This window comes from Pantoea sp. GCM10028869 (genome assembly GCF_042666835.1).
In the GTDB taxonomy this organism is placed as follows: Bacteria; Pseudomonadota; Gammaproteobacteria; order Enterobacterales; family Enterobacteriaceae; genus Pantoea; species Pantoea leporis.
This window is the reverse complement of record NZ_JBHTGO010000006.1, coordinates 188,346-211,096: the sequence shown is the minus strand read 5'-3', so window position 1 is coordinate 211,096 and position 22,751 is coordinate 188,346. Positions and strand designations below refer to the sequence as shown.

The window sequence follows — 22,751 nt, the reverse complement described above, 5'->3', positions numbered from 1 at the left end:
GGAGAAGGAGCTGATCGCGCCGTTACCTAAACATTCCCTCTCCCGCTTGCGGGAGAGGGTTAGGGTGAGGGGAACGATGTTGCGCTTGATATTGCTTCACCATGCGGCCAATCAGCAGCGTACCGACTAATCCGCACACCGCAGCAAAAGAGAGCCACACGCCCGGCATCGCTTTATCGCCGGTGGCATGAATCAGATAGCTCGACACCGCTGGCGTAAAGCCGCCAAACAGCGCGGTTGCCAGGCTGTAGGCCAGTGAGAAACCCGAAGCGCGCACTTCTGCCGGCATGATCTCAGCCAGATACACCACCATCGCGCCGTTATAACTGGCATACAGGAACGAGAGCCACAGCTCGGCCTCAACCAGATGGGAGAAGGTCGGCGCTCCCACCAGCCAATGCAGCACCGGCCAGGTAGTTAAAATCATCAAGAGGGTGCAGACAATCAGCAGCGGACGACGACCGATGCGATCCGACAGCGAACCCATCACCGGCAGCCAAAACAGGTTGGAGATGCCGACAAACAGCGTCACCAGGAAGCTCTGCTTGTCACTCATCATCAGCACGGTTTTGCCGAACGTCGGGGTAAAGGCGGTGATCATGTAGAACATTACGGTGGTGGTCACCACCATTAACATCCCTGCCAGCACCAGCGCCCAGTTCTGCCCGACCGAACGCATAATCTGACGCATTGAGGGATGATGTTTACGCTGGCTGAAAGCTTCGGTCTCTTCCAGCATGCGGCGGATATAGAACAGGAACGGCACGATCATACATCCCACCACAAACGGAATACGCCAGCCCCATTCGGTGACGGCGTCTTTCGCCAGCAGATGGTTCAGGCCCAAACCGAGCAGCGCGGCGAAGATCACCGCAACCTGCTGGCTGCCCGATTGCCAGCTAACATAAAAGCCTTTGCGCCCTTTCGGCGCCACTTCCGCCAGATACACCGAGACGCCGCCCAGCTCAACGCCCGCCGAGAAGCCCTGCAATAAACGACCGAGCAGAATCAGGATCGGTGCGGCGGCACCGAGCGTGGCGTATCCGGGCACCAGCGCGATGGTTAAGGTCCCAATCGCCATCAAGCCGAGCGTTAACAGCAAGCCTTTACGACGGCCATGATGGTCGATATAAGCACCAAGAATAATCGCGCCGAGCGGGCGCATCAGGAAGCCTGCGCCGAAGGTCATCAGCGTCAGCATGAGAGAGGCAAAGGGATCATCGCCGGGGAAAAAGGTTTTGGCGATCGCCGTGGCGTAATAGCCAAACACCATGAAATCGTACATCTCAAGGAAGTTACCGCTGGTAACGCTAAAGATGGTTTTGGCACCGCTTTGCGGCGACTTTTGTAAAGAGTGACTCGCGCTCATATTGTCCTTCCTGGTTTTTCTTCCGTTGTAGCGTGCCGGGCCAGGAATAAACGTGATCTTCTTCACCATTGCAGTTTACAAAAATACGACCAATAGTAACAATAAATTAACAAATTGCGTGCAGGCATTAAAAAAGGCCGCTGCGGGAGCGACCTTTACGGCAAGGCTAAGTGGAGTGACGTTACTTCTTCACCGTTTCCATGCCCATCAAACCAATCTTCAGATAACCGGCTTCACGCAGCTGATCCATCACTTCCATTAGGGTGGCGTAATCCACCGATTTATCCGCCTGGAAGAAGATGGTGGTGTCTTTCTTGCCTTCGGTTTGTGCCGTCAGCGCATTCACCAGCGTCTCTTTGGTGACTGCATCGTTTCCGATGAAGATCTGCTTATCTTCCTTGATGGAGAGATAAACCGGTTTTTCCGGACGCGGCTGCGGCGCGCTGGTCGATGCTGGCAGGTTAACGCGCACATCGACGGTAGCTAATGGCGCGGCGACCATAAAGATGATCAGCAGAACTAACATGACGTCGATAAACGGCGTCACGTTGATTTCGTGCATTTCGCCATCGCCGACCGAGTCATCGTTTAAACGCATCGCCATAATACTTATCCTACGCGCAGTTTCTGTGCCGCCGCTGGACGGTTGGCTTCTTTCGCGGTATCCACGTTGCCGAGATCCAGATCGCGGCTCTGCAGCAACATCACCTGCGCGGCGACATCGCCCAGCGACGCTTTGTAGCTGGCAATCATACGCGCGAAGACGTTGTAGATAACCACGGCGGGGATTGCCGCCACCAGACCAATCGCGGTAGCAAGCAGCGCTTCGGCGATGCCCGGCGCGACGACTGCGAGGTTAGTGGTTTGCGTTTTCGCGATGCCGATGAAGCTGTTCATGATGCCCCAAACGGTACCGAACAGACCGATAAACGGCGCAACGGAACCGATGGTGGCGAGGAATCCATTACCGCGACCGGCATGACGGCTAAATGCAGCCACGCGGCGTTCGAGACGGAAGCTGGTGCGCTCTTTGATGCCATCCAGATCTTCAGTACCAGCGGAGAGCTCCAGCTCATTCTGCGCGTCGTTTAGCAGCACAGCGCTGTGGCTGTTGCTTTTGAAGTTTTCAGCAGCACGGTAAGCATCGTTTAATGAGCGGGCTTCGCCCAGCGCTTGCTGCTCGCGTTTCAGGCGACGTTTCGCCCCGCTCAGCTCAGCAAACTTACCGAAGAAAATTGCCCAGGTGACAACCGAAGCCAGTAACAGGCCAATCATCACAATCTTTACCACGATATCGGCATGCTGATACATGCCCCAAACGGAAAGATCCGTTTGCATCAAATCACTGGCTACCACGCTGCATCTCCAACTTCTGTTGCACAGTTCACGATTGAAGCGCGGATCATAACAAAAAACACCACCGAAGTGATAGTGGTTCTCATTACTATTTACAAAGCAAAGATGCCCGCGATTTCCACAAGTTAGCGGATGTTATGCGCAATACTGGCCTCACTCTGATAATCCGCAATCAGGCTCAACCCGCTACACTGATTCGTGGTAACGTGAATGTTTTGTGGGAAATGTCAGGAAAGGCAGTGATGGCAACGAAAAAAATAGACACCACGCTTGTCAGCGCGGGACGCAGTAAACGTTACACGCAAGGCTCAGTTAACAGCGTAATTCAACGCGCTTCATCCCTGGTTTTTGACACGGTCGCCGACAAGAAACGTGCTACCGCTGGCCGTGCGTCAGGCGAGCTGTTTTATGGTCGTCGCGGCACCCTCACCCATTTCTCGCTGCAAGACGCCATGACCGAGCTGGAAGGCGGCGCAGGTTGCGCGCTCTATCCGTGCGGCGCGGCGGCGGTCTCTAATGCCATTTTGTCCTTTGTCGAAGCCGGCGACCATATTCTGGTGAGCGGCGCGGTCTATGAACCGACACAGGATTTCTGCTCGAAAATTCTCAGTAAGCTGAACGTCACCACCACCTATTTCGATCACTGCATCGGCAGCGAAATTGGCGAACTGGTGCAGCCGAATACGCGCGTGGTGTTCCTGGAATCACCGGCGTCGATCACCATGGAAGTGCAGGATATTCCCGCGATTGTTGCCGCCGTGCGCGCCAAAGCGCCGGAGGCGATCATCATGATCGATAACACCTGGGCGGCGGGCGTGTTGTTTAACGCGCTGGAGCATGGCATCGATATTTCGATTCAGGCCGGCACCAAATACATCATTGGTCACAGCGACGCGATGATTGGCACGGCGGTAGCAAATGAGCGTTGCTGGCCGCAGCTGCGCGAGAACTCCTATCTGATGGGCCAAATGGTCGATGCCGATACCGCTTATATGGCGAGCCGCGGCATTCGTACGCTGGGCACACGTCTGCGTCAGCACGAAGAGAGCGGATTGCAGGTGGCGGAATGGCTGGCCACGCAGCCGGAAGTGGCGCGCGTTAATCATCCGGCGCTGGCGCAGTGTAAAGGCCACGCATTCTGGCAGCGCGATTTCAGCGGCAGCAGCGGTTTGTTCTCGTTCATCCTGCATGAAAAACTGAGCCGTGAGCAGCTGGCAAATTACCTCGATCACTTCCACCATTTCAGCATGGCGTATTCGTGGGGCGGCTATGAATCCCTGATTCTGGCGAACCAGCCTGAAGAGCTGGCGGCGATTCGTCCGGCGGGCGGCGTGGATTTTGACGGCACGCTGGTGCGTCTGCATATCGGCCTCGAACATGTCGATGACTTGCTGGATGATCTTAAAGCCGGTTTTGCACGTTTAAGAAGTTAAACAGAAGATAAACCACGCTGTGGCGGCGATGAGAGATCAACGTATGCAATGCCACAGAAGGTTAAAATTAGACTCCTTGTGACTCGATGGAATAGCTGATGGGTGTTTTACATGAGATTGTCCAGGCGCTTTGGCATCAGGATTTTGCCGCGCTCGGCAATGCGGATGTGGTTTGGATTGTCTACGGCGTGATGTTTTTAACGCTGTTTCTGGAAAACGGTTTGCTGCCCGCGTCATTCCTGCCGGGCGATAGCCTGCTGTTACTGGCGGGCGCGATGGTCGCCAAAGGTGTGATGGACTTCGTGCCGACCATTGTGATTCTGACCACGGCGGCCAGTCTCGGCTGCTGGCTCAGCTATCTGCAAGGACGCTGGCTCGGCAACACCAAACTGGTGAAAAGCTGGTTACTGCATCTGCCCGCGCAATATCATCAGCGCGCGTGGAATATGTTTAACCGCCACGGTTTGATGGCGCTGCTGGTTGGCCGCTTCCTGGCCTTTGTGCGCACCTTACTGCCGACCATGGCCGGGATTTCCGGCTTAAACAATGGCCGCTTCCAGCTGTTTAACTGGCTGAGCGGCTTGTTGTGGGTTGGGATTGTGGTGACGCTGGGCTACGGCATCAGCCATGTGCCCTTTATCAAGCGCCATGAAGATCAGGTGATGGCGATCCTGATGATTCTGCCGATCGCGCTGCTGTTTATCGGCCTGGCAGGCAGCATTGTGGTGATCTGGAAAAAACGCCGCCAGAAACTCTCCTGATTACGACGCGGCGTCAAACGGTAAAGTTTGACGCACGCGGCTCGCCTCTTCTCCCGGCGTCACGCCGAAATAGCGCTTAAACTCACGCGAAAACTGCGATGGGCTTTCATAACCGACGCGCACCGCCGCCGCGCTGGCTTTCATGCCATCCTGCAGCATCATCAGGCGCGCCTGATGCAGGCGATAGCGCTTAAGGTATTGCAGCGGCGAGGTTTGCGTCACCGCTTTGAAGTTATGATGAAACGCCGAAACGCTCATGTTCACTTCAGCGGCCAACATGTCGACGCTCAAACTCTCCGCGAAGTGGTTTTCGATGCGACGCAGCGCACGCGCAATCTGACTGAACTGCGTCTGCCGATTGACCAGCGACAGCAGCGCGCCGCCAATCGGTCCGGTTAACACGTAATAGATGATCTCGCGCACCAGCTGCGGCCCCAGCACGCGGGCGTCGCGCGGGTTATTCATCACATCCAGCAAGCGTTCGGCCGCACACAGCATCTCCTCGCTCATGAACGCCGAATGGATGCCGGAAGTTTGTGCCTGCGGCTGGAACTGCTCGTCATCGCCGATATCCATCAGCAAATCCTGCAGGCTAGCGATATCCACGCTCAAACACATGCCGGCCAGCGGCTCCGCCAGCGTGGCTTCGGTTTCGCACTCCACTGGCAACGGTACGGTGAGCATCAGATATTTGGTGGCGTCGTAGTGGAAAACGGTGCTGCCGAGATAGCCGGTTTTACGCCCCTGAAACAGAATCACGATGCCGGGTTGATACATCATCGGCGTACGCGGCAAGGTTTCGCAGGCATAGATCAATTTGACATTTTCTACCGCGCACAGCGGCTTATGCAGGTCACTCATCAGCGCAACCACGCGCTGCGCTAGCTGGCGGCAAAGGGCGTCGTTTGGCATGCATCTCTCTCAGGCAGCTAAAAAGTCAGTTTGCCGTAAGGCTGTGCAAAGCTCCATCATTCTGGAGAATCAGGCAAGATTCTTGCAGAAATCCATCAGGCAAAAGTGCCGCCCGCTTGCCACAATGATCCTGTGGTGAGGTTTGTTGACTAGACTTAAGCACATCTTTTCTACGGTAAGTCCCTGCAACAGATAAGGAGCAATTATGGCAGATCAACCCATTATTAAATTGCGCGACGGCAACATGATGCCGCAGCTTGGCCTCGGCGTGTGGCAAGCGAGCATTGAGGATGCGCGCAACGCCATCCTGGAAGCCCTGAAAGTCGGCTATCGCTCCATCGATACCGCCGCTATCTACAAAAATGAGGAAGCGGTTGGGCAAGCGCTGCAAGAGACCGACGTGGCGCGCGATGACATTTTTATCACCACCAAGCTGTGGAACGACGACCAGACCAACTGGCAACAGGCAATGGAAACCAGCTTGAAGAAGTTGCAGTTAGAGCAGGTGGATTTGTATCTCATGCACTGGCCGTGCCCGGAAAAAGATAACTACGTTGAAGCCTGGAAAGGCTTGATTGAGCTGCAGCAACAGGGCTTAACCAAAAGCATCGGCGTATGTAACTTCCACGAGGCGCATCTGAAGCGTTTGATCGATGAAACCGGCGTATCGCCGGTGGTGAACCAGATCGAGCTGCACCCGATGCTGCAACAGCGCACGCTGCATGCGTGGAATGCGCTGCACCAGATTCAAACCGAATCCTGGAGCCCGCTGGCGCAAGGCGGTAAAGGCGTGTTTGATCAGGAGATTATCCGCGAGCTGGCGAAGAAATATAGCAAGACGCCGGCACAAATCGTGATTCGTTGGCATCTGGATAGCGGTTTGGTGGTGATTCCGAAGTCGATTACCCCGGAACGCATTCGTGAGAATTTCCAGGTGTTTGATTTTAGGTTGGATAAAACTGAAGTGAGTGAGATCAGTAGGCTGGATAGCGGTAACCGTTTGGGCCCGGATCCGGAGGCGTTTAACGGGTAGAATGGCGCGCGTTTCCCCTCACCCTAACCCTCTCCCGCAGGCGGGAGAGGGAACCGTAAGGTGCGTTTTGCTCGATCTGCTCCCTCGCCCGCTTGCGGGAGAGGGAACCGTAAGGTGCGTTTTGCTCGATCTGCTCCCTCGCCCGCTTGCGGGAGAGGGCTGGGGTGAGGGCATTAAGACGCTGAATTCACCAATAACTGCCCCGCCGTCCCGCGATCCGCCATCTCTAACGTCTGGCTGTAATAGACAAACGGGAAGTGATCCGACGAACTCTGCGGGAAGCTCACCAGCAGCTCCACGCTGCCATCCACCCAAACGGTATCTTTCCAGCCGCGATCTTCGCCCATCGGCTGCGCGCCATTGACGTTCTTAATCAGGAACATCACGCCCTGAATATGCAGCGACTGCGGGCGATCCGCGTGGATAATCCAGCGCTCAAAGGTGCCCTGCTGCACGGTGGTATCGATGCGGTTCATGTCCCACAACACGCCGTTAATGCCCGGCTCGCTGTCACCAATACGGAATTCGCGCGTGCGCACCGCCACGCCATCAAGAATCTGATCCGCCAGCAAACGCATCGGCAGATTGTCAGTCACCAGCGGCAATAAACCGGTTGGGCGTAAGCTCAGCACCAGCGTATTGGTCAGAATCGATGACGGCTCAAACAATCCGCGCAGGCGATCCATCAAACCCGCCGCCGTTCCGGCCATGATCGAAACTTCATCGCCCTGTGACATATCCACCAGCACTTCACGACGTTCGCCGGGAGCCAACGTCAGCAGCTGCACCGCCACCGGCGCAGGCAGGAAGCCCTGATCGCTGGCGATTACCGTAAAGGGACGATTATCGGAGAAGGTGAGATCGAAGCGGCGCGCGTTCGAGCCGTTCAGCAAACGCAAACGCACCCAGCCGCGTGAGACTTCGACATAGGGATTTTGCACGCCGTTCACCAGCAGCACGTCGCCCATAAAACCGCCGCTGGAGGGCGGGTTATAAACCGGCGTGGCGAAGTTATCGAGGCGCTTGTCCTGAATAATCAGCGGGAAATCATCGACGCCATAATGCTTCGGTAGCGGCAGCGATTTACTGACGTCATCTTCCACCAGCCACATGCCGGCGAGTCCGTTGTAGACGTGCGGCGCCATGCGATTTGGCGTATTGGCGTGATACCACAATGTGCCCGCGCCCTGACGAATCGGCAGCACCGGCGCCCAATCAGCTCCGGCCGACATCATGCGCGGCGCACCGCCCATTAACGCGCCCGGCACCTGCAAACCGCTGACGGTCATCGATACCGGTTCGTTGAGGCGGTTGCTGTAAATCAGCTTCACATCGTCGCCGCTATACACGCGCACCGTTGGGCCGAGATACATGCCGTTAAAGCCCCACACCGGCACTTTGTTGCTATTGCCGCTGAACGACCAATGGCTGCGCTGCAAGGTGAGAAACAGCGGCTGACCGCGACGTGATTCAATCAGCGGTGGAATAGGAAGTGGCGTATCGCCCAATGGCGCGGCGGCGCGGGCGGCGAAAGGCATAGCACCGGAAGCCAGTGCGACACCGGCAGAAAGCTGAATAAACTGACGTCTGCTGCAAGACATAAAACTTCAGACCTTTTGAGCGTGGCGTGAGGACGCCGTGTCCATGTTGTTCTAATTAATGATGAGTTGCTGTGTGGCTTGAGAACGGGGCAGATGATCACCTGCCCCATTTTGGCTGCTCAGAGTTTACCGTTTTTTTCGCGTTCGGCGACTTCGGCGTTCAATTCTTCCAGTTTAGTCGACATTAATTCACGGCAGTGCGTGGCGAGCTTACGCACCGAGGTGGTGGCAAACTGCGAGGTATCGACCGGCGGCAACATCTCCACAATTACCAAACCGTTGTTCCAGCGGTTCAGCTTGATCTTGTCGTGGGTGTTGGAAACCACAATCGGGATGATTGGCACACCGGCTGCTACCGCTGCATGAAACGCACCGGTTTTGAACGGCAGCAAACCACGACCGCGGCTGCGCGTCCCTTCCGGAAACATCCAGAACGAAATGCGCTTTTTGTTGAACTGCTCCACCAACTCACCGATGGTGCCGTGCGCTTTGGAGCGGTTATCACGGTCAATCAGCAGGTTACCGGTCAGCCAGTAGAGCTGGCCAAAGAACGGAATCCACAGCAGGCTTTTCTTGCCCACGGTCACGGTGGTCGGCTGCACGATTTTGGCCGCCGTGATCATGTCGTAGTTGTTCTGGTGGTTAGCGATATAGATCGCGTTGCCATAATGCGCGGCTTCCGCCGGTTTACGCAGTTCCACTTTGAGACCAAACACCGTCGACAGACGACCGAGTAGATGGCCGAAGGTTGCGACGTGACGCGGATTACGCGGTGAAAACAGACACCAGATACAGCCAACAATACTGACCAGAATCGAATAAACAATAACAATAATTGCTCGTAAAATTAGTAACATAGATTCCTCAAATGGGACATTCCATCGCCTGAATTACAGCGTTACTCTTCACTCGCGTCGGCTTTCGGACGCGCTGGTGCATTCACTTCTACGCTATCGATGCGTTGCAGGCCACGCGCCACGCTGCCGCGACGACCGCGCTCGGCACGCACTTTCTGCAGATCTTCATCACGCATGATCAGCTTACGTTTACCGACATATACGGTGATTGACGCGCCCGGCGGCAGAATCAGCAACCATTGTAGTTTGTCGGTGCCCGCCGCGGCTTCCGCTGCAGGAATCGAAATGATCTTGTTGCCTTTGCCTTTCGACATCTGCGGAAGATCGCCAACCGGGAACATCAACATGCGTCCGGCCTGGGTAATTGCCAGCAGCATATCATCGCCCGAATGTACCGCCATTGGCGTCATCACTTTGGCGTTTTCCGGCAGCGTCAGCAGCGCTTTACCGGCACGGTTGCGCGACACCAGATCGGCAAAGGTACAGATGAAACCGTAACCGGCGTCAGAGGCCATCAACAGCTTCTGATCGTCGGGCTCCATCAGCACCTGCTCAATCACCGCGCCCGGCGGTGGCGTCAGTTTGCCGGTGAGCGGCTCGCCCTGTCCGCGCGCGGACGGCAATGAGGTCGGATCCAGCGTGTAGCTGCGTCCGGTGGAGTCGATAAAGGCCACCGGCTGATTGCTCTTGCCGCGTGCGGCGGCCAGATAGCTGTCGCCCGCTTTGTAGCTTAAGCCCGCCGGATCGATATCGTGGCCTTTGGCGCTGCGCACCCAGCCCATTTGCGACAGCACGATGGTCACCGGCTCAGCGCTCACCAGCTCGGTTTCGCTCAGCGCTTTGGCTTCTTCGCGCTCGTGCAGCGGCGAACGGCGATCGTCGCCGTAGGTTTGGCTATCGGCCAGCAGCTCTTTCTTCAGCAAATTGCTCATCTTACGCTCGGACGCCAGAATCGCCTGCAGCTGATCGCGCTCTTTTTCCAGCTCCGCCTGCTCGCCGCGAATCTTCATCTCTTCCAGTTTGGCGAGATGGCGCAGTTTCAGTTCGAGAATCGCTTCGGCCTGGGTTTCACTGATGTCAAAACGCGACATCAGCACCGGCTTCGGCTCATCCTCGGTACGGATGATGTGGATCACTTCATCAATATTGAGGAACGCCACCAGCATACCTTCAAGAATATGCAGGCGACGCAGCACGCGATCTAAACGATAGTTGAGGCGGCGCGTCACGGTATCGCGGCGATACACCAGCCATTCAGAGAGGATTTCCAGCAGGTTTTTCACCGCCGGACGGTTATCCAGTCCGATCATATTCAGGTTAACGCGGTAGCTTTTTTCCAGATCGGTGGTGGCAAACAGGTGATTCATCACCTGCTCGAGATCCACGCGATTGGAGCGCGGCACAATCACTAAACGCGTCGGGTTTTCGTGGTTGGACTCATCACGCAGATCTTCTACCATCGGCAGCTTTTTATTGCGCATCTGGTTAGCGATCTGCTCCAGCACGCGTGCGCCCGACACCTGATGCGGCAACGCGGTGATCACCACATCGCCATCTTCTTTTTTCCACACCGCACGCTGACGAATCGAACCGCGTCCGCTTTGATAGATTTTACGGATTTCGCTGTGTGGCGTGATGATCTCCGCTTCGGTCGGGTAATCCGGACCTTGCACAATATCCAGCAGCTCATTCAGCGTGGTTTTCGGGTTGTCGATCAGCTTGACCGCCGCTTCCGCTACTTCGCGCAGGTTATGCGGCGGAATGTCGGTCGCCATCCCCACGGCGATGCCGGTGGTGCCGTTGAGCAGAATGTTGGGCAGACGCGCCGGCAACATCTTCGGCTCCTGCATGGTGCCGTCGAAGTTCGGGATGTAATCGGACGTGCCCTGACCGAGTTCACCCAGCAGGATTTCAGCGTATTTAGACAGGCGCGATTCGGTGTAACGCATCGCGGCGAAGGATTTCGGATCGTCCGGCGCACCCCAGTTTCCCTGGCCATCCACCAGCGGATAGCGGTAGGAGAACGGCTGCGCCATCAACACCATCGCTTCATAACAGGCGCTGTCGCCGTGCGGATGGTATTTACCCAGCACGTCACCAACGGTACGCGCCGATTTTTTGAATTTGGCATTGGAATTGAGACCCAATTCCGACATGGCATACACAATACGGCGCTGCACTGGCTTGAGGCCATCGCCAATGTACGGCAGCGCGCGGTCCATGATCACGTACATGGAGTAGTTCAGGTACGCGTTTTCGGTAAACGTGTGCAGGGCAAGACGCTCTGCACCATCCTGCGTCAATTCGCTCATTCAGCTCGCATCCTCACTTCGTGGCCCGCAACGGCGGGACATCCGGCGGTCATTTGGCGAGGATATTACCTTATTCGTGCGGTTTAGTCACAGAGAAGCCCGTTCAGCAAACAGAATCGTCTTGCATTAAATAGCGTGATATTGGTTGGAAAATTAAAACGGAATGGGAGCCATGTCACAGTGAATATCGGCAATAATCTGTGAGCAACTTCGCAATTAATATCGCGAGGCATTTAGCGTATTAATGGTGTCCGCAAGCCGGGACAACATTTAGTATTGTTGCTTAGTGATTACTCTCCTAAATTCATACTCCACAAGCCCCACATTTTTGCGCGTCTGATTTCTGGCATGGAATAAATATAACCACCAATTAGCCATAAACGTTTTGCCAAAATAAGGGTGAACGAATGCAAATACTGACTTCGCGACAACACCGATTAGTAAAATTGCTGCTGCATCATGCCGCACCGCAGCCGACAAAAGAATTAGCTTTACAGCTTGGCGTGTCGGAGAAAACCATCCAGCGCGATTTGCAATGGCTGGAGAGTTGGCTTCGCGACTGGTCGCTGCAGCTGGAAAAAATGCCGGGACGCGGCATACGTCTGCGGGTGGACGATCTGCAGCAGCGTCTGCAACTGGAGCAGCAGCTTAACGGCGACGAAAGCAGTTCGGATGCGCTGAGCCACAACAGCCGACGGGTGAAAATTGCCTCGCAGCTGCTGAGCGATGCGCCACGCGCAACTTCAATCAGTAAATTGTCGGAACGCTACTTTATTAGTCATGCGTCGATTGTGAATGACCTGAAGGTGATCGAAGAGTGGCTGCAGCCGCTGGGTTTGGTGCTGCAGCGCGGCCCCGGCGGCACCCACATCGAAGGCAATGAGCAGACGCTGCGCCAGGCGATGGTCTCGCTGATCAATGATGTGATGCAGCAGAACGTCGCCGGCACGCCGCTGCTACCACGCCTCGATCCCGGCAGCCAGCAAGCGTTGGTGCACTATTTTGGCGACGAGGATGTGGCTTTTGTGCAGGCGCTGCTGCAGCAGATGGAGCAGCAACTGAGTTATCCGTTGGGCGACGCGTGGTACCTCAATCTCTGCACCCATATTCTGATCATGATGCATCGCATGGCGCAAGGTAACGCGCTGGCGCTGGAAACCCTAACCAGCGCGCAGGATCTCGACCAGCGCATTCTGAAGATTGCCCAAAATATGGTGGTGCAGATTGAACAGCGCATGTGCTGCGCATTGCCCGCCGATGAAGTGGGTTTTATTTATCAATATATTGTCTCGTCCGGCATTGTGGTGGAAGAGCGTGGCGATAATGCCCCGCTGCATAATCAATTTTCCACCGCTGAATCAGTGAAAATAACCTGTGAATTAATCGATCGCTTCGCGTCATTTATTCAGCAGGACTTAGCGCAGGACCGATTATTATTTGAAGGGTTATTAGTTCATATAAAGCCATTATTAAATCGACTCAAATATCATATTCACATTCGTAATCCGCTGCTGGAGGATATTCAGCAGGAGATGAAGGAAATATTTTCATTAACGCAACAGGCGATGCAATTAACCGCGCGTAGCCAGGGACTTTCATCGGTGGCGGATGACGAAATAGGTTATCTGTGCGTGCATTTCCAGGCAGCGCTGGAGCGACAAATCGCCCACAAACGCATTCTGGTGGTGTGCTCCAGCGGCGTGGGAACCTCGCATCTTTTGAAGAGTCGCATTCTGCGCGCCTTCCCGGATTGGGAGATTGTCGGCGTGGTTTCCGCCAGTAATCACGCGGAGTTTTGCCAGCGAGAAACGGTGGATTTGGTGATTACTACTATTCACCTCAACGCCGGAGCGGTTCCGGCGGTGTATGTCAGCGCCTTTTTTAACGATGACGATATTCGGCGGGTGACTGACGCCATGATTGGCAGCCAGCTGCCCGACGGCGCCTCCTGCGCTTTGGCTGAACATTAATTGAATGAGGATTGAACATGGATATTTCGCGCATTCTGACGCCACGCCGCGTTAACCTGGCGCTGACCGCCACCACCAAAGAGCAAGCGATTCATGAGCTCACCGATTTGCTCTACCACGACGGCGCCATCAGCGACCGCGCTGCCTTTATTGAAGACGTCTGGCTGCGGGAAGCTGAAGGTTCCACCGGCTTCGAAAATCATATCGCCATCCCGCACGGTAAATCCGCCGCGGTGAAACAAACCACGCTCGCCATCGGCCGCACCCAACACGACATTCCGTGGGAAACGCTCGATGGCAGCCAGGTGCGCTGCATCATCCTGTTCGCGGTGCGACTGGAAGATCAGAACACCACCCATATTCGCCTGTTGTCGCAGGTGGCCAGTGCGCTGGCCGATGATGAGGTGATAGCCCAACTGCTGGTGGAAAACGATGCCAGCAATATCATCCGGCTGTTTAGTCAGTACGCCGAAACCGACCTCTGTTAACACCCTAACTCTCTGAGGTGACACATGAATATCGTCTGTGTAGCGGCCTGCACGGCAGGCATCGCGCATACCTACATTGCGCGCGAAAAACTGATTAAAGGGGCCCACGCGCTGGGCCACACCATCCACGTTGAAACTCAGGGCACCATCGGCACCGAAACGGCGCTGACGCAGCAAGATATCGCCGCTGCGGACGTGGTGATCCTCGCCGTTGACGTGAAGATCAAAGGCGAGGAGCGCTTTCAGGGCAAACCCATTGTGCGAGTGAAAACCGAAGTAGTGATCAAATCACCGGTGAAATTCCTCGAAAAAGTGGCGGATTCACTGGCGCGCGCCTGAGGAGATCCATCATGAGTGACAACAAACGTCAGTACGGCCAGGAGATCAAAGGGCATTTGCTTACCGGGATCTCGTGGATGATCCCGCTGATCGTCGCCGCCGGGATCTGCATCGCGCTCGGCCAGGTGATCGGCGGGCCGGATGTCGGTAAACAGACCGGCACCCTCGCGTGGATGTTGAATCAGATCGGCGGTTGGGGCATGGGGCTGATTGTACCGTTGATCAGCGCGGCGATTGCTTACTCGATTGCCGATCGTCCCGGCTTCGCGCCTGGCCTGATCGTCGGTTTTATCTGCGGGCAGATCGGTACCGGCTTTATCGGCGGCATCTTCGGCGGTTTTCTGGTCGGTTACACCGTGCTGCTGCTGCGCCGCACCATTAAGTTGCCGAAATCGATGCAAGGCTTGATGCCGATTATGGTGCTGCCGGTGCTGAGCACCATTATCGCCGGGCTGCTGATGATGACCTTTATCGGCCAGCCGATTGTCTGGCTGCAGAAGGCGCTGATTGCCCTGCTGGAGTCGATGCAAGGCGGTTCGAAATTTGTGATGGGCGCGATCCTCGGCGCGATGGCCACCTTCGACTTCGGCGGTCCGGTGAATAAAACCATGTCGCTGTTCGCCGACGGCATGCTGGTTGACGGCATTTACGGACCGGAAGCAGTGAAGTTTGTCGGCTCGATGATCCCGCCGTTCGGCATCACGCTCTCTTATCTGCTTAGCCGCAACAAATATACCAAAGCGGAAAAAGAGGCGCTGAAAGCCGCCTTCCCGATGGGCATCTGCATGATTACCGAAGGCGTGATTCCGATTGCAGCGCGCGACCTGTTCCGCGTGGTCGGCAGCTGCGTGGTGGCCTCCGCCATCGCCGGTGGGCTGATTATGGTGTGGGGGGTCGGCGCACCGGTGCCGCACGGCGGCATGTTTGTGGTGCCGCTGTTCACCAAACCCTGGCTGTTCTGTTTGGCACTCGGTATCGGCACCACGGTGTGCGGCGTGATGCTGTCGGTATTGAAAAAGCCGGTGACGCAGGCGGATGAAGAGTTCGATGACGTGGAAGCCCCCGGCGTCCGCGATGAAGAGATCAAATTCACTCTGGAATAAGGAGCCACCATGTTTGCCATGATGAACGACCTGATTCAGGCCGCCGCCCAACAGCGCTATGCGGTGTTAGCGATCAACTGCTTCAACCTTGAAACCGCGCGCGCCGCCATTCAGGCCGCCGAGCAGCAGCGCGCTCCGCTGATCCTCAATGTTTATCAGGGACACAGCGCGCACTTCCCGCCTGCTGTCGCGGTGCCGTTAGTGCGTGCGCTGGCCGAGACCGCCAGCGTGCCGGTGGCGCTGGCACTCGATCACGGCAAAGCCTTTCCGCTGATTGGTCAGGCGTTTCGCGCCGGTTTTACCGGCTTAATGATTGACGCCTCCTCGGAGCCGCTGGCCGAGAACATTCGCCAGACCGCCGCCGTGGTGAAAATGGCGCATACCGCCGGCGTGTGCGTCGAGGGCGAGCTAGGACATATCGCCGATGCGCCAACCTACGAACTGGCTGATGCCTCAGTGAAGATGACGCAGGTGGCCGATGTGCTGCCGTTTATCGAACAGACCGATATCGACCTGCTGGCGATCTCGGTTGGCACCGCGCACGGGCTTTATCCGGCGGGTGTGAAGCCAAAGATCGACTTTCAGCGCTTGCAGGAGTTGCAGGCGGTTTCTTCGCGACCGCTGGCGCTGCACGGCGGATCGGGCACGCCCGCTGAAGATATTCGCCGCGTTAGTGAGTTTGGCGTTGCCAAGATCAACGTCGGCGCGGCGGTGTTTGATGCCGGAAAAATGGCGGTGGAACAGGCCTTGAAGCAGCATCCTCACGCTGAGTTAGCCGATGTGCTTGGGCTGATGGAGTCCGCCTGCCGCGAAGTGGTGGCGGAGTACCTAAGCTGGTCGGGATCGGCGGGCAAGGTTTAGTCATCAGGTAGGTTAGTGTTCGCCATGAATGGCGACACAAGGTCGCATTATCAATTTCACATTCATATCCACTATCGGGTCGGCGCATGCGTCGGCTCCGGTAAATATCACGCTGAGGAAATATTAACATGTTGATTTCAATGAAAGAGATGTTGGCACCGACTCGTGAACACCGTTACGCGATTGGCGCTTTTAACGTGGCCGACAGCTGCTTTATCCGCGCGGTAGTTGAAGAAGCTGAAGCTACCCATACGCCGGCGATCATTTCCATCCATCCAAGCGAGCTGGAGTTTGTCACTGATGAGTTCTTTGGCTATGTGCGCGAACGCACGCTGAAAAGCAAAGTGCCGTTCACCATCCACCTCGATCACGGTGCGTCCATTGCTCAGGTGCTGCGCGCTATTCAATGCGGCTTTACCTCAGTGATGATCGATGGTTCATTGCTGCCTTATGAAGAGAACGTAGCGCTGACCAAAGAAGTGGTGAAACTGGCGCATGCGGTGGGCGTTTCGGTGGAAGGTGAACTCGGCACCATCGGCGATACCGGCACTTCAGTGGAAGGCGGCGTGAGTAAAGTGATCTACACCGAACCGGCGCAGGCAGAGGATTTCGTGCAGCGCACCGGTGTAGATACGCTGGCGGTAGCGATTGGCACCGCGCACGGCATCTACCCGAAAGATATGAAGCCTGAGCTGCAGATGCATATCCTCAGAGACATTGCGCAGCGCACCACTATTCCGCTGGTGCTGCACGGCGGTTCAGCAAATCCGGATGCCGAGATCGCGGAAGCGGTGACGCTGGGCGTGTGCAAAATCAATATTTCCAGCGACATGAAGTTCGCCTATTTCGCTAAGCTGCGCGAGATTCTGGCACGCGAAACCTGGTGGGATCCGAATGTGATTTATCCCGATGCCATTGCGGCGGCGAAGGAAGTCATTCGCTACAAAATGAATCTGTTTGGCGGGTTGGGTAAGGCGAGTTTGTATCGTTGAGTTAAGTAGTAAGCCTGGCATCTTCAACGTGCTCGGCAATGCGCAATAAATTGCGCCGCTACGGTATGTGCAGATATTAAGTATGGTAATCAGCCACGCGCACATATTTGTAGCGGCGCGATTTATCGCGCTCTTTTGTTATTTAGTCGCACCCAACCATTGTTTAGCAATCTGCGCGTATTCGCCGGTGGCGGTGCTGAGATGCAGCCACTGATCGACATACAACTTCCAGCTCATATCATCGCGCGGGATCATGTAGGCCTTCTCGCCGTACTGCATCGGTTTGTCCGGATTGATGGCGCACAGCGCGGGATAATGCTGCTGCTGGAACAGCGCTTCAGACGCATCGGTGATCATTACGTCCGCTTTGTTATCCACCAACTGCTGGAAAATCCCCACATTGTCAGCCAGCTGCAGCGTTGCCTGCGGCAGATGGCTGTGCACGAAGGCTTCGTTGGTGCCGCCCGCCGGTTCGATCACGCGCACGCTCGCCTTGTTAATCTGTTCAACCGTCTGATATTTCGCTTTATCAGCACAGCGCACCAGTGGAATTTTTCCATCGACACCGAGCGGCTGGGCAAACCAGGCGATCTGCTGACGCTTGAGGGTGACTGATACGCCGCCCAATGCGATATCACACTGCTTGGCCACAAAATCATCGCTCAGGGTTTTCCATGTGGTTGGCACCCACTGCACTTTAGCGCCCAGGCTTGCCGCCAGCGATTGCGCCATGCTGATATCCAATCCTTCGTATTGGCCATCGCTGCGCAAATAGCTATATGGCTTGTAATCACCGGTGGTACAGACTTTTAAGGTTTTGCTTGCGCGGATGTCATCGAGGTGGGATTGCGCCTGAGCAGCGCCCGTCACCATAAGTAATGCACTCAGTATCGCGGTTTTCATGTTTTCTTCTTTTATGGGAGTTGATGTTGGTTTGCTCACGGATTGTTTCATAACCCTGCGTATTATTGCTTTATTAGCAAAAGTGTTGTGATCGATCACGCATTTTTCTCGCTGCTGCGCGCGCGTAGAGTGTGCGGCATTAACGAGAAACGGAGCGGATGACATGAATTTTTTAATTATCGATGGTGGCAAAACCTTCGCCCATTCGAAAGGCGAACTGAACCATACCTTAACTGACGTCGCAGCCAGCCAGTTGCGCGATCTTGGTCATCAGGTACAGGTAACGATTGCCGACAGCGACTACAACGTGGCAGAAGAAGTGCAGAAATACCTCGACAGCGATGTGGTGATCTATCAAATGCCCGGCTGGTGGATGGGCGAGCCGTGGACAGTAAAAAAGTATATCGATGATGTCTTCACCGAAGGTCACGGTTCACTGTATGCCAGCGATGGCCGCACACGCAGCGATGCCGGTAAAAAATACGGCTCCGGCGGCCTGATTCAGGGTAAGAAATACATGCTGTCATTGACCTGGAACGCTCCGCTGGAAGCCTTTAACGATCCCGAGCAGTTTTTTGAAGGCGTGGGCGTGGACGGTTTGTATCTGCACTTCCATAAGGCCAACCAGTTCCTCGGTATGGAAGGTTTGCCGACCTTTATCTGTAACGATGTGATTAAAATGCCGGACGTACCGCGCGATATCGAACGTTATCGGACTCATCTCAGCCAGATCTTTGCTTAACTGTAAGCACCCAGGGAAAAGAGGAAGCACTATGTTAACCGTCGTTGCAGAGATTTGTGTCAAACCGGGCCGTCGCCAGGTGGTTTTGGATGCGATTAACCAGCTGATTCCTACCGTGCTGGAAGAAGATGGCTGTCATCAATATGACGCATTAGTTGATCATCAGGCGCAAGTGCCGTGGAAACAGAATTCACCCGATTCCATTTTCATGCTGGAGCTATGGGAATCACTGCGTCATCTGGAGCAGCATCAGCAGATGCCACACATGGATGCGCATCGCGCGTTGATTAAAGATGAAGTGGTCGATGTGAAGATCCTGGTGCTGGAAGCGGCTAAATAAGTCAATTTACTGTGTTGTTACATATCGTGCATAAAAAAAGCCCCGGTCTTTCGATCGGGGCTTTTGTTTCGCAGCTAATCAGAAATTAGTGCTGTTGTTCCTGCAGCAGGTGCTGTGGAACCATCACTTCAGCATCGCCACCGTTATTCTGGTAAACGTTATATTCAACGCCTGCCACGGTTACGGTGCCATTTGCCTGGCTCCAGTTATTCACGTCTTCACCTTCCGGCAGGATGTCTTGCAAGGTCACTTCCTGCGCAGAATCCGAAATCATCAACTGCGTTTTACCGTTGTCGATGAATAACGAGTCATCGCTCATGGACAGAATATCCGTCAGTGACATGCTCATCAGCGCTTCGTTGAATGAGTCTGGGAACAGGTCGCCTGGATCGATAGGCTCTGGTGGAGTAACGTCGACGTTCACATCGAACGATTCTTCACCGGCCACTTCATTACCCGCCGCGTCACGGTAACCGAAGGAGATATGGTAGCTACCTTCAGCCAGTTCTTTGGTATCCAGTGTCCATTTGCCGTTGGTCACCACCGCGCTGCCGATGATTTCGGTACGCGCCGCATCGCCATAGACCACTACCACGGTGCCATCTTCTTTACCGGTACCGTTCAGCTTCATGACCTGACCGTTGATATCAGGAACAATTGGACGAGGATAGCCATCAACGTCAATGAACGTACCACCGGTGTATGTACCAGCCTGAGGCGCGGTCAGATCCACATCAAAGTTGATGCCGTCATTGATAGGGCCTTTCACACCTGAAGCGCTGACAGGTTGAACGCGGATATTGTGCGCACCTTCCGTCAGAGCAGGCAGATCAAAACTCCATTTCCCATCAACCACGGTTGCTGAACCGATCTGCTTATCGCCATCATAGATAATGACTTTAGACCCGTTTTCACCGGTACCGCGCACGGTTGGCGATTTATCATCAGTTACGCCGCCATCGAGGATCTGACCGGTAATTGCACCTACGTCATCCCACAATTCGAAGTCCTTGATTTCGACCGGAATTTTGGTATCGATAATCAGTTCAATTGGATCGGAACGATCGGAGGTGTTGCCCGCCGGATCGGTAATTTCAACCACCACGTCGTACTCACCATCACCGATTGGATCGGTTGGGGTGACGGTCCAATCACCTTTCTCGTCGACTACGCCGCTACCAATGACCTGCTCTTTTCCGTCTTTATCAATGATGATGATTTCCACAACGTCGCCCGGTGTAGCACCGCCACCGGTGAACTCCGGCTGGGTTTCGTCGGTTGGCGTGCCTGGCTGGATGATGCCCTGCTCATCACCGGTGTTATCGACAATGCCCGGAGCAACCGGTTTTTCAGGTGCGGTCAAATCCACCACGATGGTGACCGGATCTGAGAAGTCTGAACTTTTGCCGGTTTTTGGATCTTCGATTTTGATCTTCAGTTCATGCGAACCTTCTTCCAGTGGATCAAGCTCGATTTCCCATTTGCCATCTTTGCCTACGGTAGCAGAACCAATGACTTTATCTTTATCGTAAACATAAACAATTTCACCCTCTTCACCTGAACCGCGCAGCACTGGGGTATCATCGTTGGTAGCATCACCGCTCACCAGCGGACGCTCTTCTGCACCGTTGTTGGCAACGATCTCTTCGATCTGTGCCGGAGGCAGCGTTTGGGTATCAACAATCACAATGAACTCTTCTGATGGAGCAGAAGCAGCACCACCTTTGGAGACGGAATCTACGCGCAGCGCATGTTTGCCCTCGGCGACATCCAGTTCGTAAGACCATTCACCACGTGAGTTGGCAATAACGGTTGCAACTACTTTTTCACCATCCCAGATACGTACAATGGAACCGGCATCCGCTTTACCCGACAGCGACAGGGTGGTGTCGTCAGTGGTATCGCCTGATTTCAGCTCACCGGTTACGCGGCCTACGTCATCGTAAACACCTTCCAGTGAAGGCGCTTCAGGTGCAGTAGCATCCAGTTTCAGAATGAAGTTGTCTGATTTCGGACTCATACGACCGTAGCGATCCTGATACGCCACGTTGAAGATATAGGTGTCATCCGTGGTCAGTTCCGGTGTGAAGGTCCAACGGCCATCGCCACCTGCTGTCACGCTGCCGATCGGTGCTGAATCCGCACCGTAAATGAAGACCAGCGAACCTGGCTTAGCCACGCCAGACAGCGTTGGGTTTTTATCGTCGGTGTATTGACCCGAAGTTAAGTGGTCAACATTCCCTACATCGTCAATGACGCGCAGGATTTGCGGCGCTTCGGGTGTTTCAGCTTCAATATGTATAATAAATGTGGTAGCTGGTCCCCAGTTATTAGCGTTGTCGCGAACGCGCGTCTGATAGTAATAAATACCATCTGGCAGCTCTTCAGATTTGAAATGATATTTACCCTCTGAATCAGAACGAATGATATAAACTTCGTTATTTAACGTGATTTGAATTTCGGCGTTTTTGTCCTTAATTGTTCCCGCTTGCTCAATATAACTTTTACTTCTATAGGCCTCATTGGCATTTTTAAATGTGCCGAAATCATGCGTGCCAATTACTGACTCTTCAGATTGCTGTAACTCTGAAGTTGGGCCTTCGGCTTTCACCACCGCGCCCGCTTCAACCACGATCACGAAAGGCGCAGAGGCTGGGCTTTCGTTTTTACCCGCATCTTTAGCCACTACGGTCAGGCTATGTTCGCCATCTGCCAATTCTGGAGTAATGGTCCATGCACCCATGCTATTGGCTTTGACTGACGCAATCGGATCTTTTCCGCCGTTGTCATACAGGTAAACAATCGCGCCCGGCTCCGCTACGCCTGAAATGACAGGCTTATGTTCATCGGTGATTTCGCCCGGATTCAAATTGCCTTTATTGCTGCCAGTGTTGTCTACCACACGCCAGATTTCCGGCGCTTCTGGGGCTTGGGTATCCAGAATTACAATAAAGGACAATGGTGGTGCGCGGTTACCTGCTTTATCGACGGTGATCAACTGCACGGTATGTGAGCCTTCGTCCCAGCCCGCTGGCGGTGTGAAAGACCAATTAGCGTTTTCATCAATAGGTGCTTTGTAAATCACACCATCAATAAGGATTTCAACATAACCACCGGCGTCTTTAGGATCGACCGTTTGACCTATCCAACCAAACTGACTATCGGTGATAGTTTTAATGTCCACTTTTTTTAATGCGTTAATGCTGTTATTTGCCATGATAATATTCCTTTAATATTTAGATTCGTGTTCCGGTTCCCTCCCGGAACGCAAGTATTCTCGACCAGTTAGTGAAATAACCAACACAGGACATGTCTTAATTAATGGTCTTTTAACGAAATCACTAATAAAAACCGGCGGCCGAAAAAAATGGTCTAAATT

20 protein-coding genes are annotated in these 22,751 nt (G+C 54.5%); 11 read left to right on the top strand and 9 right to left on the bottom strand.

Annotated elements, in window-relative coordinates; all coding sequences use genetic code 11:
* Positions 1-22 precede the first annotated feature (22 nt).
* From ACFQW4_RS17165 to exbB, 3 genes are all read right to left on the bottom strand, one after another.
* Positions 23-1,369, bottom strand: coding sequence for an MFS transporter (locus tag ACFQW4_RS17165; protein WP_110867293.1), 1,347 nt, complete (start codon positions 1,367-1,369; stop codon positions 23-25).
* A gap of 181 nt (positions 1,370-1,550) precedes the next feature.
* Positions 1,551-1,973 carry a TonB system transport protein ExbD gene (gene exbD, locus ACFQW4_RS17160; RefSeq protein WP_008103349.1) on the bottom strand — a complete coding sequence of 141 codons (423 nt, stop codon included), beginning with the start codon at positions 1,971-1,973 and terminating at the stop codon, positions 1,551-1,553.
* Positions 1,974-1,978: 5 nt separating this feature from the next.
* Complete coding sequence (gene exbB, locus ACFQW4_RS17155) at positions 1,979-2,707, bottom strand: tol-pal system-associated acyl-CoA thioesterase (protein ID WP_192236537.1); 729 nt, start codon at positions 2,705-2,707, stop codon at positions 1,979-1,981.
* A 260-nt stretch (positions 2,708-2,967) separates the two neighbouring features.
* Here exbB and metC point away from each other — a divergent pair, with 260 nt between their 5' ends.
* Together metC and ACFQW4_RS17145 are read left to right on the top strand one after the other, a co-directional pair.
* Positions 2,968-4,158: a cystathionine beta-lyase gene (gene metC, locus ACFQW4_RS17150; protein ID WP_192412117.1), complete on the top strand. Its 1,191-nt coding sequence runs from the start codon at positions 2,968-2,970 to the stop codon at positions 4,156-4,158.
* 98 nt (positions 4,159-4,256) lie between these two features.
* Positions 4,257-4,919, top strand: coding sequence for a DedA family protein (locus tag ACFQW4_RS17145; RefSeq protein ID WP_377726348.1), 663 nt, complete (start codon positions 4,257-4,259; stop codon positions 4,917-4,919).
* On the opposite strand, the gene ACFQW4_RS17140 is transcribed toward ACFQW4_RS17145, so the two are convergent.
* The gene (locus ACFQW4_RS17140) at positions 4,920-5,831 is read right to left on the bottom strand and encodes an AraC family transcriptional regulator N-terminal domain-containing protein (RefSeq protein WP_377726346.1); all 912 of its coding nucleotides are present in this window, start codon (positions 5,829-5,831) and stop codon (positions 4,920-4,922) included.
* 205 nt (positions 5,832-6,036) lie between these two features.
* Between ACFQW4_RS17140 and dkgA the strand changes: the two genes are divergently transcribed.
* The gene (gene dkgA, locus ACFQW4_RS17135; protein WP_222234869.1) at positions 6,037-6,864 is read left to right on the top strand and encodes a 2,5-didehydrogluconate reductase DkgA; all 828 of its coding nucleotides are present in this window, start codon (positions 6,037-6,039) and stop codon (positions 6,862-6,864) included.
* 173 nt (positions 6,865-7,037) lie between these two features.
* Here the strand turns inward: dkgA and ftsP are convergent, their stop codons facing one another.
* The 3 genes from ftsP to parC all read right to left on the bottom strand — a co-directional run bounded on the left by ftsP (position 7,038) and on the right by parC (position 11,634).
* Positions 7,038-8,465, bottom strand: a complete 1,428-nt coding sequence (ftsP, locus tag ACFQW4_RS17130) for a cell division protein FtsP (protein WP_101763013.1) — start codon at positions 8,463-8,465, stop codon at positions 7,038-7,040.
* Positions 8,466-8,584: 119 nt separating this feature from the next.
* Positions 8,585-9,322, bottom strand: a complete 738-nt coding sequence (locus tag ACFQW4_RS17125; protein WP_101763012.1) for a 1-acylglycerol-3-phosphate O-acyltransferase — start codon at positions 9,320-9,322, stop codon at positions 8,585-8,587.
* Between the two features lie 41 nt (positions 9,323-9,363).
* Positions 9,364-11,634, bottom strand: a complete 2,271-nt coding sequence (parC, locus tag ACFQW4_RS17120) for a DNA topoisomerase IV subunit A (RefSeq protein WP_377726342.1) — start codon at positions 11,632-11,634, stop codon at positions 9,364-9,366.
* A 407-nt stretch (positions 11,635-12,041) separates the two neighbouring features.
* On the opposite strand from parC, the gene ACFQW4_RS17115 reads away from it, so the two are divergent.
* The 6 genes from ACFQW4_RS17115 (at position 12,042) to ACFQW4_RS17090 (ending at position 17,387) form a co-directional block, all read left to right on the top strand.
* The gene (locus ACFQW4_RS17115) at positions 12,042-13,604 is read left to right on the top strand and encodes a transcription antiterminator (protein ID WP_101763010.1); all 1,563 of its coding nucleotides are present in this window, start codon (positions 12,042-12,044) and stop codon (positions 13,602-13,604) included.
* A gap of 17 nt (positions 13,605-13,621) precedes the next feature.
* Positions 13,622-14,092 carry a PTS sugar transporter subunit IIA gene (locus tag ACFQW4_RS17110; RefSeq protein WP_061720482.1) on the top strand — a complete coding sequence of 157 codons (471 nt, stop codon included), beginning with the start codon at positions 13,622-13,624 and terminating at the stop codon, positions 14,090-14,092.
* A gap of 24 nt (positions 14,093-14,116) precedes the next feature.
* Complete coding sequence (locus ACFQW4_RS17105) at positions 14,117-14,431, top strand: PTS fructose transporter subunit IIB (RefSeq protein ID WP_101763009.1); 315 nt, start codon at positions 14,117-14,119, stop codon at positions 14,429-14,431.
* 11 nt (positions 14,432-14,442) lie between these two features.
* Complete coding sequence (locus ACFQW4_RS17100) at positions 14,443-15,534, top strand: PTS fructose transporter subunit IIC (RefSeq protein WP_101763008.1); 1,092 nt, start codon at positions 14,443-14,445, stop codon at positions 15,532-15,534.
* Between the two features lie 9 nt (positions 15,535-15,543).
* Complete coding sequence (locus tag ACFQW4_RS17095; protein ID WP_101763007.1) at positions 15,544-16,395, top strand: class II fructose-bisphosphate aldolase; 852 nt, start codon at positions 15,544-15,546, stop codon at positions 16,393-16,395.
* Positions 16,396-16,523: 128 nt separating this feature from the next.
* Positions 16,524-17,387, top strand: a complete 864-nt coding sequence (locus ACFQW4_RS17090) for a ketose-bisphosphate aldolase (RefSeq protein ID WP_377726338.1) — start codon at positions 16,524-16,526, stop codon at positions 17,385-17,387.
* Between the two features lie 138 nt (positions 17,388-17,525).
* Here ACFQW4_RS17090 and ACFQW4_RS17085 read toward each other — a convergent pair whose 3' ends face one another.
* Positions 17,526-18,290, bottom strand: a complete 765-nt coding sequence (locus ACFQW4_RS17085; protein WP_101763005.1) for a transporter substrate-binding domain-containing protein — start codon at positions 18,288-18,290, stop codon at positions 17,526-17,528.
* A 163-nt stretch (positions 18,291-18,453) separates the two neighbouring features.
* Between ACFQW4_RS17085 and ACFQW4_RS17080 the strand changes: the two genes are divergently transcribed.
* Positions 18,454-19,032 carry an NAD(P)H-dependent oxidoreductase gene (locus ACFQW4_RS17080; protein WP_008103382.1) on the top strand — a complete coding sequence of 193 codons (579 nt, stop codon included), beginning with the start codon at positions 18,454-18,456 and terminating at the stop codon, positions 19,030-19,032.
* A 31-nt stretch (positions 19,033-19,063) separates the two neighbouring features.
* Positions 19,064-19,372: a putative quinol monooxygenase gene (locus ACFQW4_RS17075; protein ID WP_008103384.1), complete on the top strand. Its 309-nt coding sequence runs from the start codon at positions 19,064-19,066 to the stop codon at positions 19,370-19,372.
* Between the two features lie 85 nt (positions 19,373-19,457).
* Here the strand turns inward: ACFQW4_RS17075 and ACFQW4_RS17070 are convergent, their stop codons facing one another.
* Positions 19,458-22,589, bottom strand: coding sequence for an Ig-like domain-containing protein (locus tag ACFQW4_RS17070; protein ID WP_377726335.1), 3,132 nt, complete (start codon positions 22,587-22,589; stop codon positions 19,458-19,460).
* Between the last annotated feature and the right edge of the window lie 162 nt (positions 22,590-22,751).

What these genes read in the sequence shown, in the direction of transcription:
- ACFQW4_RS17165 (WP_110867293.1), bottom strand. Translation starts at nt 1,369, where the DNA reads ATGAGCGCGAGTCACTCTTTACAAAAGTCGCCGCAAAGCGGTGCCAAA.
- exbD (WP_008103349.1), bottom strand. Translation starts at nt 1,973, where the DNA reads ATGGCGATGCGTTTAAACGATGACTCGGTCGGCGATGGCGAAATGCAC.
- exbB (WP_192236537.1), bottom strand. Translation starts at nt 2,707, where the DNA reads ATGCAAACGGATCTTTCCGTTTGGGGCATGTATCAGCATGCCGATATC.
- metC (WP_192412117.1), top strand. Translation starts at nt 2,968, where the DNA reads ATGGCAACGAAAAAAATAGACACCACGCTTGTCAGCGCGGGACGCAGT.
- ACFQW4_RS17145 (WP_377726348.1), top strand. Translation starts at nt 4,257, where the DNA reads ATGGGTGTTTTACATGAGATTGTCCAGGCGCTTTGGCATCAGGATTTT.
- ACFQW4_RS17140 (WP_377726346.1), bottom strand. Translation starts at nt 5,831, where the DNA reads ATGCCAAACGACGCCCTTTGCCGCCAGCTAGCGCAGCGCGTGGTTGCG.
- dkgA (WP_222234869.1), top strand. Translation starts at nt 6,037, where the DNA reads ATGGCAGATCAACCCATTATTAAATTGCGCGACGGCAACATGATGCCG.
- ftsP (WP_101763013.1), bottom strand. Translation starts at nt 8,465, where the DNA reads ATGTCTTGCAGCAGACGTCAGTTTATTCAGCTTTCTGCCGGTGTCGCA.
- ACFQW4_RS17125 (WP_101763012.1), bottom strand. Translation starts at nt 9,322, where the DNA reads ATGTTACTAATTTTACGAGCAATTATTGTTATTGTTTATTCGATTCTG.
- parC (WP_377726342.1), bottom strand. Translation starts at nt 11,634, where the DNA reads ATGAGCGAATTGACGCAGGATGGTGCAGAGCGTCTTGCCCTGCACACG.
- ACFQW4_RS17115 (WP_101763010.1), top strand. Translation starts at nt 12,042, where the DNA reads ATGCAAATACTGACTTCGCGACAACACCGATTAGTAAAATTGCTGCTG.
- ACFQW4_RS17110 (WP_061720482.1), top strand. Translation starts at nt 13,622, where the DNA reads ATGGATATTTCGCGCATTCTGACGCCACGCCGCGTTAACCTGGCGCTG.
- ACFQW4_RS17105 (WP_101763009.1), top strand. Translation starts at nt 14,117, where the DNA reads ATGAATATCGTCTGTGTAGCGGCCTGCACGGCAGGCATCGCGCATACC.
- ACFQW4_RS17100 (WP_101763008.1), top strand. Translation starts at nt 14,443, where the DNA reads ATGAGTGACAACAAACGTCAGTACGGCCAGGAGATCAAAGGGCATTTG.
- ACFQW4_RS17095 (WP_101763007.1), top strand. Translation starts at nt 15,544, where the DNA reads ATGTTTGCCATGATGAACGACCTGATTCAGGCCGCCGCCCAACAGCGC.
- ACFQW4_RS17090 (WP_377726338.1), top strand. Translation starts at nt 16,524, where the DNA reads ATGTTGATTTCAATGAAAGAGATGTTGGCACCGACTCGTGAACACCGT.
- ACFQW4_RS17085 (WP_101763005.1), bottom strand. Translation starts at nt 18,290, where the DNA reads ATGAAAACCGCGATACTGAGTGCATTACTTATGGTGACGGGCGCTGCT.
- ACFQW4_RS17080 (WP_008103382.1), top strand. Translation starts at nt 18,454, where the DNA reads ATGAATTTTTTAATTATCGATGGTGGCAAAACCTTCGCCCATTCGAAA.
- ACFQW4_RS17075 (WP_008103384.1), top strand. Translation starts at nt 19,064, where the DNA reads ATGTTAACCGTCGTTGCAGAGATTTGTGTCAAACCGGGCCGTCGCCAG.
- ACFQW4_RS17070 (WP_377726335.1), bottom strand. Translation starts at nt 22,589, where the DNA reads ATGGCAAATAACAGCATTAACGCATTAAAAAAAGTGGACATTAAAACT.